Origin of the sequence: Dyadobacter sp. (genome assembly GCF_051859145.1) — a bacterium.
In the GTDB taxonomy this organism is placed as follows: Bacteria; Bacteroidota; Bacteroidia; order Cytophagales; family Spirosomataceae; genus Dyadobacter.
Genome location: NZ_JBHYGF010000065.1, coordinates 1 through 12,562 on the forward strand (window position 1 = coordinate 1; position 12,562 = coordinate 12,562).

A 12,562-nucleotide genomic window follows, 5' to 3' on the forward strand; every position below is an offset into this window, starting at 1 on the left:
AAACCTTTGTATTGTCCGTACCCAACCATGGTAGTGGCGATGAAGATCAGGGAAAGTACGTATTGCACTACAATCAGCGTCTTGCGCAAACCGATCCGCTTGAAAAGTTTAAGTCCGCCACTGTCTTTCATCACCGATAATGCGCTGATTTTCGAAAAGAACATGGCAGGTAATAAGCCCGCCAGGAAACCCGTGACAGCCGCCAGGGCAATAAAGCTGAGTGCTGTTGCCAGCGAGAGGTCCAATGTGAAAAGGTAGGCGATCTGACGATCAAGCGCCAGGAACTCTGTACGTATAAACGCGTAGAGTCCAAACGAGAACAGCAATGCAAGCAGCGAAATCATGATTGCCTCGGCAATGAACTGTCCCAGTACGTGGCTCCGGTGCGCGCCAATCAGCTTTCGCACGCCCACTTCCCGGGCACGGCGCAGGGAACGCGCGATGGAAAGATTGGTGTACTTGAAACAGGCAGAAAGAATGATTACAAAGGCGAGCCCACCTAGCGCCCACAATAGCTTGGGGTTTCCCTTGGGCCCGATGTTATTGGAAAGGTCTTGTCCCAGCATAATTTCGCGCATCGGTTGCAGCGAAACCGTCACTTTGGCGGTTTGTAAAGCTTTGTTTTCTGATTCGCTCAGCTTGTTCAGCGCGCGCTGCATGCCTGCCGTTGAGCCGCCTTTTGGAACGGTGATATAGACGTAATTGGACCATACACTGTTCCATGCATAAAAGTTATCATCTTTCTTGCCGATCAGCGCATCTGCCGAGGCGAAGGAAATGAGCGCGTCAAAGCGGATATGGGACAGGTGCGGCACATCTTTGGCAATGCCGGTTACCTGGTAGTCCAGGGTATCAAACCGCACGGTGCGGCCGATTGCGTCGGTACTTCCAAAGAGCTTTTCGGCCGTTTTCGCTGTAAGTACCAGCGAGTAGGGTTCTTTGAGCGCGGTTGCCGGGTCGCCTGCGATCAATGGGAAGGTGAAAACTTTGAAAAAGGATTGATCGGCCCACGTCGCTTCGATCGGGAAAATATTTTGTCCGACCTGCGCGTCGCCCCAAAAGCCCCGGCGCATCAGGGTGAAGTTTTCGATTCCCGGAACCGCCTCCTGAATGCGTTGCGCCACTTTCACGGAGGTAGACGCCAGGTTAATAGGAGACTGCCCGTTGTCTTGAAATTGCGTAATAACGCGGTAAATGCGGTCTTTTTTCTCATGGAAATCATCGTACGACAGCTGGTCGCTCACAATGGAAATCACCAGCAGCCCCACCGACATACTCACAGCCAGGCCAATGATATTGATCATCGAAAACAATTTGTTGCGCACCAGACTGCGCCGCGACGTTTTTAAGTAGCTGCCGATCATAAAGAAATGGGACAAAAAGGTGAGTGGATCTATTTTTCGAATGGTATAAGGCCGCAGGAACTTGATCACGTCTATGATGTAGATCAGGCGCGCCCGTCTGGCTCCTTTGTTGCGCAGGTTTCTTGTGAAATACTCGAACAGATCTCCTTCCAGATCCTCAGCCAGGCCAGGCCGGCAGTACCATCTCAGGAAATCGGTCGCCCATTTAGGGGGCCTGGGGGTAGTCTCTTTCATATCGAACCTTCAAGGTTAAAGCCGGGAATGTTCCGCCAGATGTTCTCGCGTACTTCCTTGGCGCGCGTAAGTGCTACCTTGCCTGCGTGGGTTACCTCATAAAACCGCTTCCGTTTTCCGCCCCGGGTTGCGCTTGCGTCGCCCAGGTAACTTTTAGTCAGGCTCTTTTCTTCAAGGCGGTTTAGTACCGCATGCACGACGCCGAGTTTGGCGGAGCGGCCGGTATATCTTTCCAGCTCGTCGCAAATCGCGACGCTGTAAGCTTCCTGGCCGAGCGCGGCAATGGTCAGCAGCACCAGTTCCTCAAATTCCCCGAGATTGGTTCCTTTCATTTTATCAACAATTAATTCATTAAATGTATGTAAAATGAAATTGTAAATTCACGTTTTGTATGTAAAATAATTTTTTGGTTACTCAGCTCAGGGGTTTATTGAGCTGACAGGCAGGAGCGCCTTGAATGCAACCTAGTGTTTACCGATAGAAAATACTTTTGTGAAAAGGCTTACCAACAAAAAAACAATCAGTCCCGCACCGAGGCCGAGGGCAACCTCTTTGATGATAGAAGGAAGGTTAGGGAGAATGTGGTGGAAGTATTTGATATTATGAACAAAAATGCCGCCCGCTACCAATATCAATGCTACGGTGCCGACAGCGCCTAAGACCTTGATCATGACAGGCAGCGCCTTCACCAGCACGTGGCCCACTTTGGACAGGAAACCTTTGTCATTGGATTTTTTGATCAGCTTATAACCCGCGTCGTCTGATCGCACGATCAATGCGACAATGCCGTACACCCCGACTGTGGCTACCAATGCAACTGCCGAAACGGTCATGATCTGAATCGCAAGGCTTTCTTCCAGCACGCTGCCCAATGCGATAATGACGATTTCAATGGAAAGGATAAAATCAGTAGTTACCGCCGATTTAACCTTTGCTTTTTCATTGACGGCCGCAGCTTCGGGGCTTTCCTGCTCGCGTTGTTCAACAACAGATTTTTCCTTTTTGGGATGATGGAAGAAGTATTCAACGATTTTTTCAACCCCTTCATAAGCCAGGTATAACCCACCTAAGATCAGGATGTAGGTAATCGCCACCGGGAGGAATACATTTAAAAGTAATGCGATCGGGACTATGATGAGCTTGTTCAGCAGCGAACCTTTTGTAATAGCCCACAAAACCGGCAGCTCGCGCTCGGACAAAAATCCCGTTGCCTTTTCTGCATTCACCGCCAGGTCGTCGCCGAGAATACCCGCTGTTTTCTTGGTTGCCACTTTGGTCGCCAATGCGACGTCGTCCATTAAGAAGGCTATATCGTCTAAAATCGCAAAAAATCCTGATGCCATATTATTGAGTGAATCCGCAGATTGAGTAACAAAAACTGATCCAGGAATCTGAAAACCACAATCCGGACTTCGCTTTTGCACGAAGGTAATAAACCGGTTTTACACTCAGCACGCTCCAAATACCGAAAATGTTTTTGAGATATGTTCACAGGAAAGAAAACTGGCAATGGACATATTTGAAAAATCCCCACAGTGCCAACCATTTGGAGGTAACAAACGTCTTAAAACAGTCAATTTCTAAACGATCTTCTATGAAACGAGCCCTGCTGCTGCTGGTCACATTTACAATATTGCTTTCATGTACAGACAAAGAAGTGGATCCGTCAAAACTGGTGCGACCGGTGGGGCTGCGGATTGCTGTCAGCAACGGTAATTATAACCTGACGTGGGAAGAATACCGCATTGTCTGCATCACCAGTCCCTGCCCGGATGTCGCGAATACGGAGGCCGAGGAATACGAAATTCAGATTGCCAGCAGTGAGCTGGGGCCATTCAAAACTTACCGGACCGTTAAAGCGGATCAAAAATCAATCAGTGTCCCCGTTGCCGCTCAGGGCGCTCAGCTGGTTGCCCGCATTGTATCCAAAGCTGAAGGCGCGCCGGACGTGAATTCCAATGCAGTGATGGTTAGCAGCGGACCTTTATCGCAATCCGCGTTTTATCCCGCATTCGGGACTTCGGAGTATGTGGCAGGCGGCGATGTGAGCGTGGACGGGAAGTGGGCGCTTTATACAGTTTTCGATCAAAACAGCCCCGGCCAGTCCGATTTTGCATTGTATCTGGCCAGGCTTGAAAATGAGAAAGAGGTAGCTGTCAAACGCATCGGAAAGCAGGTAAGCGGGGGCAGGTTTTCGCCTGATGCAAAGCAACTCGCTTATTACTCTTATGCAGAAAATGGTTTCGTAATCTACGATATAGCTTCGGAACAGAAGCGGGTAATTCCTGGTGTCCCGGCAGCGCAGCAATACGGGTTAGCCTGGTCGCCCGACGGCAAGTGGCTTGGTTTTTCAACAGTTTCGGAGCAAACATCAAGGCTATGGAAAGTGTCAACCGCAGGCGGAAGTGCGATCCCGCTGACTCCTGAGCTGCCAGCCAGTGAGTTGAACGGCATCAGACAGGCAGAGCTAGACTGGTCACCCGATAATACCTCCATTGCAATATCCCGAGCCCGCAGTGAAGGTGGCGGGAAAGATTACCGCGTCGCCATTACGTTTTATTCTCCCGAGGGTACCGGCGAGTCGCGCTACTTTGAAACCCAGCCCGGCTGGATTGATACCAATCCGTCCTTCTCACCTGTCGGCAAGCAGGTTGCATTCCTGAGTACAAGAACCGATCCTATTTCTTTTACGTACAGCCTGTGGATGCGCGATGTGGCGACAGGTAAGGTAAGGCAGATTGGATTGTTGCCAGGTCTTATACCTTCACCCGATTACCAGCCACGATGGCAGGGGACTAACAAGCTCATATTCATGGGTAGTCAACAAGGGAAACGTGGCTATTTTAGTGTGATTGTAGCACCCTGATAGCTGCTATCGGGAGCGGTCTTCTGAGCAAAATATGTAAAAGATCATGCAATTCGGCCATTTGCCGCTTTCGTTCGGGCTTCTAGGTTTGCATTCCTAACCGGATTGTATTTTGAAAAAGCTCATGAAATCTAAAATCAGTACAGTTCAGCAACTGCTTTTCGCCATTTGCCTGTTGTTGCTCATTGCTCCGAATCACCACTCAAACGCGCAGGGAAAGCAAAAGTCGCGCGGCGGGAAAACGAAATCACTTTCACCTGTCAGCATTGTAAACTTCAACGAAGCGGGCAAACAGGTGACGCGCTTTGACGTAGCAGGCGATGCAGTGGATGCGCACGATGGCGAAATCGCCTATTTTGATGGTACCTATTATCTCTACGGGACGAGCTACGATTGCGGTTTTGCGTGGCAGAACAAGTCAGCGCCGTTTTGCGGTTTCAAGGTTTACGCCTCTCCCGATCTGGTCAACTGGACTGACAAAGGCTATCTGTTCGACGCAAAGAACCCGGTCTGGCAAAGCAGGTGCAATGGAAGTACTTACGGCTGCTTTCGCCCACACGTGATCTTCAACAAACAAACAGGTTTATATGTATTGTGGGTAAATGTGTATGACAACCGCGTTGGTTTCAGGGTATTTACAAGCACCAGCCCCGCCGGACCTTTTACCGAGGTAGACAATCCCACGCTGGCGGTAAACAATGATGCTGATGTCGCGGGTTTGAACAATGGAGACCACGATACTTTCGTCGACGAGGATGGTAAAGGATACGTAGCCTACACTGACTGGCGTACAAAAGGTACCATCGTGATCGAAGAACTGACACCGGATTTTCTTTCAGGTACCGGGAGGCACGTGAAAGCTGTAACGCCGGGCAAGACGGAGGCGCCTGGCCTGATGAAGCGAAACGGCATTTACTATCTGCTCTATTCGGACCCGAACTGCGGTTATTGCTCTGGTACAGGTACTTCGTACCGCACTGCCAAATCTCCCCTCGGCCCCTGGTCGGAGGGTATCCGCATCAGCGACAAATCCTGCGGCGGGCAGCCTTCTTTCGTTTCCACCATTCAGTTTGATTCTGAGACCGTATACATTTATGGGAGCGATCTCTGGAACAATGCAGCCAGGAATGAGGCCTTGGCCAACTATTTCTGGGCGCCATTAAAGTTTACTGCCGATGGCGCTATCGAGCCGATCCCTTGTAACCCGGCTGAAAATATCAGAATTAGGTTGGGTGAAAAAAGCAGTCCGGCCAACTTGAAAAAACCTGATATTTCATCAGGGTTGGATGGTTTTACAAGACAATGCGATATAGCCAACGGAAAGGAGCGGAGCCAGTCTTTTACCGCAACAAAAACGGGTAAGCTGACTTCGGTAAACACCACGACATTCCGTGACGGCGATCCTGATGCGGGACTCACTTTGCACATTTACCGCGCAACACCGGCCGGCCTGCCGGAAGGTAAGCCGCTGTTTTCGACAGTAGCGTCACCTGATTCCATAGGGTGGGCCGCAAAGCGGCTCCATTTCGCGCCCAATATCCCTGTTGAAAAAGGCGGCAAGTATGCAGTTTCATTCACATCCGCAACAACGAAAGGTTGCTATGGATTTCAATTTAATGATACCCTGCCTTATTCCGAAGGTGCAGCCGCTGTTAAAACGGACGGTGCTTTTGTAATTGAAAAAGACCGGAGCCTGAAATTTGAAACGTATATCAGCAAGTAAAAGCCGCGGCAAACCTCGCAGCCCGGTGATTTGAGCGAAAGGTTTGCCGCAGCCTTTGTGCAGATGCTTTACAGGTTCATCCCGCCGGTCAGCTCGATACGCTGTCCATTCACCCAGCGTGCTTCTTCACTGCAAAGGAATGCCACCACGCCGCCGATATCTTCGGGAGTAGCCACGCGCCCCAACGCAGTTGCACCTGCAACAAATGCGCGCATTTCCGGGGTATCCTCCATGGTGCTGCCGCCAAATACCGCTCCCGGTGCAACCACATTGGCCGCAATGCCGCGGCTGCCAAGTTCCAGTGCGAGGTACCTGGTGTACACGTCTATCGCGCCTTTCATGACCGCGTAAGCTGATACACCCGGAAAGCTGACACGCGCTACCGCCGAGGATATATTGACGATCCGGCCGCCATCGCGCAGCTGCGTCAATGCTTTTTGCGTCAGGAAATACACGCCTTTTAAATGGACGTTCAACATCTCATCAAACTGCGCTTCCGTAGTTTCGGATACCGGTGCAGTGAGGCTTGTGCCGGCATTATTAATCAGGAAGTCGAATTTGTCGGTGCTGAATGTAGTTTGCAAGGTGCTTGCAACTTGTTCGAAGAAGGATTCGAATCCGCTGGTATCACTGGTGTCAAGTGGAAGTGCAACTGCTTTCTGACCGAGTGCTGTCACAGCGGCAACCGTTTTCCCGGCTTCCTCCTGATTGCTGCGGTAAGTGAAGATGACGTCGATTCCTTTTCCGGCAAGACTAAGTACAATGTCTCTGCCTATGCCACGGCTTCCGCCGGTTACCAATGCTATTTTCTGAGTTGTCATGGGACTTTTTGTATTGATCTAAAAACAATGCAAATGTCCCCGTTTCGTCGACAAGCGGGTTTGTTACAACCAATCAGATTTATGTATAATTCAAACTTTTCGTCTGGCTGCGGTAAGCGCCGGGCGCGATGGCGGTTTCAGTTTTGAAGAATTTGGCGAAATGAGCAAAATCTGAAAAGCCCAGGCTTTCGGCGATTTCGGCAATACTCCAGTCGGTGTGCCGGAGCAGCGCCTTGGCTTCCTGCACTATCCTTCCGGCAATGAGCTCCGTGGTGGTCAGTCCGGTGGTTTCTTTAAGTACTTTGTTCAAATGGTTGATATGCACCGCAAGATGGTCTGCAAACTGGCTGGCAGTCCGGAGCATTACTTTCTGCTGCGGACTTTCTAGCGGGAACTGCCTTTCAAGTAATTCCAGGAAAAGGGAAGTAGTGCGGGCGGAGGCGCTGTGGTTAGGATGCAGCATAACGGTCGACTGCAACTTCTGGCCGAGGTGGATCAGTTCAAGCGTGTAAGCGCGCAGCAGGTCGTACTTATAGGCGTAGTTCGAGTTGATCTCTTCATTCATATTGTCGAAAATACGCTGAGTGCGGGCTATGTCGTCATCGGACAACGCATAGATTGGATGTTCGGGTGACTTGAAAATAGGCAGCTCATCGATCATCACACCACTTTTTGCCGGATGAAGAAAGTCAGCGGTGAATACGCAGAACATGCCCGTTTGCTGTCCGGCAGGTGACCAGTAGAACGGACTTTTGGGTGTTGTAAAAACAAGTGTGGGCTTCGAAATTTCAATGCTGCGGTCGGGATAGTCCGCCTGTGAGCGGCCTGTGAGAAAGCTGATTTTATAAAAAGCGCGGGACGCACAGGATACCGTCGGCCTTTCGCGCTGCGTCGGTGAAATCTCGTCCAGGTTGAACACATTAAAATGTCCGACTTCATCCTGTATCCCTTCCGGCAGCAATGCACTCAGGTCAGCCGAGTCGCCGCTGGTAAAGCGTTCGCAGAGTTCTTCGAAAGTGGTCTTGTACATGAAGGTATATGTAAAAAACAAATATAACCTGCGATGGAATTTATTAGTGCGGTTTTGGTTTTAGTTTACATAAAATAATCAACAATGCGGGAAACAACGGGCTTACTGGATCAGATCAAACACCACGAGAAATTGTCGATTGCTGTAAATGAAAATTGCGCGGTCCCACTGCCGGAGGATGTTCTTGAAAAGCTGTTTAACCCACACCGGTTGTCATTTTACTACCTGATGTACGTGGACCAGGGTAGTGCGACCTTCAAGGCGGACTTGCAGGAAATCACATTGACAGACGGGCAATTGGTATTCGGTTTACCCAACCAGATCTTTACCAATATGCCTTTCAATCCGGAAGATCAGCATTATGCGGTTTCTTTCGATGAAAATGCGCTGGCGCTCCTGCCGCATGCTTATTCCTTCCTGGTTAATCCTTTTGGAACAAATACAGTATCGTTCGACACAGAGTCGAAGATCCGTGTGAAAGGGTTGTTTGCTACTTTGTTCAAATTGCTTCATTCGCCCGGCAAGCAGCGGAATGCGGATATTATCCTGGCGCATTTACACGCATTGCTCACCGAGATCAACAGCGCATATCAGCAGCAAGGCTATCCTGATAGCATTACCAATGCAAAACTGTCGAAGTATGTTGCCTTCAAGCTGGCCGTGGAAACACACCTGACCGAGCAGCAGGATGTGCAGGCAATTGCTGATAAGCTCGCGATGACCACGAGCAACCTGTACAGCGTGGTGAAGGAGTTTTCCGGATTTTCGCCCAAAGAATGGATCACGCACAGGCTGATGCAGGAAGCGCAGCGAAAGCTGCATTATGCGCCCGTTCCGGTGAAAGAACTCGCTTATGATCTCGGATTCAATGATCCTGATTACTTTTCGCGACTCTTTAAAAAGAGCACAGGCAAGAGCGTAAGTGCCTTTTTAGAGGATTTGCGCGATTTGTCCAGCAACTGAAATGATTCGTCCATTCACGCTCCCCAGCAACCCGCTACTTTTGACCTTTTAATCAAAACAGGCAAAAATGAAAACAGCACTAGTTACAGGCGCAAACAAGGGGATCGGGCTGGAAGTAGCCAAGCAGCTTTCCCAAAATGGCCTCTTCGTATACATCGGAAGCCGGAATCTGAATAGCGGACAGGACGCAGCAAAAAAGCTCAGCGCAGAAGGATTTGAAAATGTGAAGGCTATACAGCTGGATGTTACGGATCCGCAATCGATCCAAGCGGCAAAGAATTTGATTGCCACTGAAACAGGCAGTCTGGATATACTCATCAACAATGCAGGCATTTCAGGCGGCTTTCAGCAGTCGGCGCTTGCGACGGGCAGCGACGTTTTTAAAACCGTTTATGAAACCAATGTATTCGGTGTGGTGGACGTGACGCAGGCGATGTTGGAGTTGCTGAAAAAATCTGAAGAACCGCGCATTGTGAATGTAAGTACGAGTATGGCGTCGCTTAACCTGGCAGCGGATCTCAGCAATGCCAACTATCCGACGAGGTATGTGGCGTACCAATCTTCGAAAGCTGCGCTAAACATGTACACGATCAATCTTGCTTATGAGCTTCGGGATACCACGTTCAAAGTCAATGCAGTTTGTCCCGGCTGGACAAAGACCGACTTCACCGGTTACCAGGGCACGAGCACAGCAGAAGAAGCCGCACAGCGCATCATCAAATTCGCATTAATCGACAAGCACGGACCAACGGGTCAGTTTTTCAGTGAAGAATACTTCCCCGCACCAGCCAATTGTCCGTGGTAGGAGGGGGGGGGGAGCTAAATGCTTTTTCAGTCCATAGCATATCCGACTGGCTTAATGAAAACGTCAAATTAGAGTGACGAAACCAAACAGCGCCGCGGGATACCGGGGCGCTGTTTGGTTACTTTTTAATTAATCCCATTCATTGCCGTCAATACCAGGGGTGCATTGTCGGTTACTACGATGGTGTGCTCGTGTTGAGCCATGAAACCACCTTTGTTTCCGACCATTGTCCAGCCGTCCTTTAACGCAGTAGCGTAAGAGGATGTGGTTGAAATGAAGGTTTCGATTGCAATAACCGAGTTTTTCTTGAAACGTCTGTGATCCGCTTTGTTCCTGAAATTCATCAGCTCATTGGGCTGTTCGTGCAGGCCGCGGCCGATACCGTGACCAGCCAGGTTCCGGATTACTTTAAACCCGCGTTTTCTCGCTTCCGATTCCATCAGGTAACCTATGTCGGCGATTTTGACGCCGCCTCTGATGTTTTGGATGGTTTTCAGCAAAATTTCCTTCGAAGCGTCCACGAGCTTCTGGTGCTTGTGGATATCCTGTCCAAGTACAAACGAACCACCGTTATCTGCCCAAAAACCGTCCAGCTCAGCTGAAACATCAATGTTAATGAGATCCCCTTCCTGCAACTTCCTTTTAGTAGAAGGTACTCCGTGGCAAAATTCATTATTGACGCTGATACAGGTCCAGCCCGGAAATTTGTAGGTTGAATGCGGCGCCGACTTTGCGCCAAACTCCTTCAGCAACTCCGCTGCATACTCGTCGAGTTCTTTCGTGGTCATTCCCGGCTGCGCATAAGCGGTCATTTTTTTCAAAGTTTGTGCCACCGCCTCGCTCGCCTTCTGCATTCCCTGTAAATCAGACTCTTTTGTAATAGACATAAATTGTGTTTTAATCTAGCCGCCACTACCACGGCCATAAATATTATTTTGTTATTCACTCATTCACTCATTCCCCGTTCCACGGCGGTTCATTCAATCATTCATTTCTCTCCTCCGCATCGGCATTGCGTCGATCAGGCCGAAGAGCTTGTTTAGTTTCAGAACTTCATGGACCGCAGCTTTTCGCCGCCATCGCGACCGATCAGGATGAAAGTAAATGCACCGGAGCTGTCGACCTGCCACTTTTTCCATTTACCCGCGTTTTGTGCAGAGTACGGAACGGACTATATTTCAATGTTCCTTTCCCGGATTCCATCCTGTGCCGCTTCCAGCTCTTTCATCTGCGATTTCCATTGCTGCTGCCCCGCTGCGGTATGAAACAGCAAAACCTTCCGTGGCTGTTCCGCTACGTTGACCATCATGAGAAAAATTATGATTATAGTTTTCATAATGCCACGTTCAAAAAAATGCTGCCAGCGGATTGCTAGCGCAGCAGGGTAACAGTCTTGCGGACAACTTGTGTCTGGCCGTCGCTAAATTCGATCATGAGTTCACGTGATCTTTGTCAAGCGGGAGGTTTTGCGTAAAAGATCGGGTAAATCTCTATCTAATATAAATGTCGGCAAACATTCCGTAGCTATATTTGCCCGCAAATGATGCGTACCACGCTGCTCTACATATGGCTATTAGCAACCATCCTGCCGACGTTCAGTCAGTGGGGTACCATCGCGTATTACCAGATCAACAAGGAGTACATTACACGTGTGCTCTGCGAGAACCGCGACAAACCGCAGCTCCATTGCGACGGGCATTGTTTCCTGGCTAAGAAGCTGAAAGCCCAGGAAGCGAAGAAGGACCAGCAAACCAGCGAACGCGTTCAAAATCTTCCTTCTCTGCATCTTTTCGCATCTCCGCTCGCTTCATTCGAGTTTTTGCAGCGGACTTTCATTCCCAATCAGCAGCATACCTTTCGTTATCATCTGGCCGCTTACCAGGCCCCACTTACAGTTGTAGTTCCGCCACCCTGCGCTTAGGTTACACTTCCTGTTTTATTTACCTAACCGCACCCGCTCGGCTTTCCGACGGGCTGTATCTACAATTGTATCCCAATGAAACTGAAATATTTAATTTTGTTACTAGCGATTTTAACAAATGGCTTGAAAGCTGCTGCCCAATCTGAAACGGGCACATTAACCGGCCGCATTGTCAATGCAGAGCACGAACCTGTCGCCGGCGCTTCCATTGCTTTCCTGAACACCGGCTGGGGAACTATTACCGATGCTGACGGGGAATTTACACTTACAGGGATCACGCCGGGCGCTTACATCCTGACGGTTTCCAACATCGGTTACTCGGCGCATACCCAATCCATGAAGATCTCCAAAGGGAAAAATCCTTTTCTCAACCTGCAACTCTCCGAAAGCCGGCAGGAGCTGAAAGAGGTGACGGTCAGTGCGGCCAGGAGCAGCTACCAGGTAGCTTCATCCAGCAGTTCGACGCGACTGGATGTTCCTTTGCTCGAAACACCGCAGTCTGTGCAGGTAGTATCCTCGGCCGCGCTGCGTGACCGGCAGGCTTTTACCCTCAATGAGATCGCAGGTACATTCACGGGCATGAAGGCAAACAATGGGAATGGAAATTTCCAGATCCGCGGGTTCACGGCTTACTCACCCAACGATGCGAGTTTTCTGCTATTCAATGGGATACGTGGGAATCTGTACTTGTGGAGCCAGCAGCCTTTGCTGTATAATATTGAATCGGTGGAACTGTTGCGCGGGCCTTCGGGGGCATTGTTCAGCGAAGGTTCACCAGGCGGGGTTATTAATTTTATTACCAAAAAACCCATTGCCGAGAAAAGAGCGTCAGTCG

13 protein-coding genes are annotated in these 12,562 nt (G+C 49.8%); 6 read left to right on the forward strand and 7 right to left on the reverse strand.

Features of this window, described 5'->3' with window-relative positions; all coding sequences use genetic code 11:
* The 3 genes from ACTIE6_RS05190 to ACTIE6_RS05200 form a co-directional block, all read right to left on the reverse strand.
* The coding region (locus ACTIE6_RS05190; protein ID WP_439555614.1) for an ABC transporter permease at positions 1-1,598 on the reverse strand (1,598 nt) is incomplete at its 3' end.
* Positions 1,595-1,930 (reverse strand): PadR family transcriptional regulator, encoded by a 336-nt coding sequence (locus tag ACTIE6_RS05195; RefSeq protein WP_439555615.1) that lies wholly within the window; start codon positions 1,928-1,930, stop codon positions 1,595-1,597. The genes ACTIE6_RS05195 and ACTIE6_RS05190, both read right to left, overlap by 4 nt.
* A gap of 132 nt (positions 1,931-2,062) precedes the next feature.
* Entirely contained in the window at positions 2,063-2,941 is an 879-nt protein-coding gene (locus tag ACTIE6_RS05200) for a DUF808 domain-containing protein (RefSeq protein ID WP_439555616.1), read from the reverse strand.
* A gap of 251 nt (positions 2,942-3,192) precedes the next feature.
* On the opposite strand from ACTIE6_RS05200, the gene ACTIE6_RS05205 reads away from it, so the two are divergent.
* Entirely contained in the window at positions 3,193-4,464 is a 1,272-nt protein-coding gene (locus ACTIE6_RS05205) for a TolB family protein (RefSeq protein ID WP_439555617.1), read from the forward strand.
* 124 nt (positions 4,465-4,588) lie between these two features.
* A complete protein-coding gene (locus ACTIE6_RS05210) occupies positions 4,589-6,187 on the forward strand; it encodes a family 43 glycosylhydrolase (protein ID WP_439555618.1) in 1,599 nt (532 codons plus the stop codon).
* A gap of 68 nt (positions 6,188-6,255) precedes the next feature.
* Here ACTIE6_RS05210 and ACTIE6_RS05215 read toward each other — a convergent pair whose 3' ends face one another.
* Both ACTIE6_RS05215 and ACTIE6_RS05220 read right to left on the reverse strand, forming a co-directional pair.
* A complete protein-coding gene (locus ACTIE6_RS05215; RefSeq protein ID WP_439555619.1) occupies positions 6,256-7,008 on the reverse strand; it encodes an SDR family NAD(P)-dependent oxidoreductase in 753 nt (250 codons plus the stop codon).
* A 79-nt stretch (positions 7,009-7,087) separates the two neighbouring features.
* Positions 7,088-8,038 carry a helix-turn-helix domain-containing protein gene (locus ACTIE6_RS05220; RefSeq protein WP_439555620.1) on the reverse strand — a complete coding sequence of 317 codons (951 nt, stop codon included), beginning with the start codon at positions 8,036-8,038 and terminating at the stop codon, positions 7,088-7,090.
* A gap of 84 nt (positions 8,039-8,122) precedes the next feature.
* On the opposite strand from ACTIE6_RS05220, the gene ACTIE6_RS05225 reads away from it, so the two are divergent.
* Together ACTIE6_RS05225 and ACTIE6_RS05230 are read left to right on the forward strand one after the other, a co-directional pair.
* Positions 8,123-9,001 (forward strand): AraC family transcriptional regulator, encoded by an 879-nt coding sequence (locus ACTIE6_RS05225; RefSeq protein WP_439555621.1) that lies wholly within the window; start codon positions 8,123-8,125, stop codon positions 8,999-9,001.
* Positions 9,002-9,068: 67 nt separating this feature from the next.
* Complete coding sequence (locus ACTIE6_RS05230; RefSeq protein ID WP_439555622.1) at positions 9,069-9,806, forward strand: SDR family oxidoreductase; 738 nt, start codon at positions 9,069-9,071, stop codon at positions 9,804-9,806.
* Positions 9,807-9,931: 125 nt separating this feature from the next.
* Here the strand turns inward: ACTIE6_RS05230 and map are convergent, their stop codons facing one another.
* Positions 9,932-10,693, reverse strand: a complete 762-nt coding sequence (gene map / locus ACTIE6_RS05235) for a type I methionyl aminopeptidase (protein ID WP_439555623.1) — start codon at positions 10,691-10,693, stop codon at positions 9,932-9,934.
* A 284-nt stretch (positions 10,694-10,977) separates the two neighbouring features.
* Entirely contained in the window at positions 10,978-11,142 is a 165-nt protein-coding gene (locus tag ACTIE6_RS05240; protein ID WP_439555624.1) for a hypothetical protein, read from the reverse strand.
* 204 nt (positions 11,143-11,346) lie between these two features.
* On the opposite strand from ACTIE6_RS05240, the gene ACTIE6_RS05245 reads away from it, so the two are divergent.
* Both ACTIE6_RS05245 and ACTIE6_RS05250 read left to right on the forward strand, forming a co-directional pair.
* Positions 11,347-11,727: a hypothetical protein gene (locus ACTIE6_RS05245; protein ID WP_439555625.1), complete on the forward strand. Its 381-nt coding sequence runs from the start codon at positions 11,347-11,349 to the stop codon at positions 11,725-11,727.
* 75 nt (positions 11,728-11,802) lie between these two features.
* Positions 11,803-12,562: carboxypeptidase-like regulatory domain-containing protein (locus ACTIE6_RS05250; protein ID WP_439555626.1), on the forward strand; the 760-nt coding region annotated here is incomplete at its 3' end.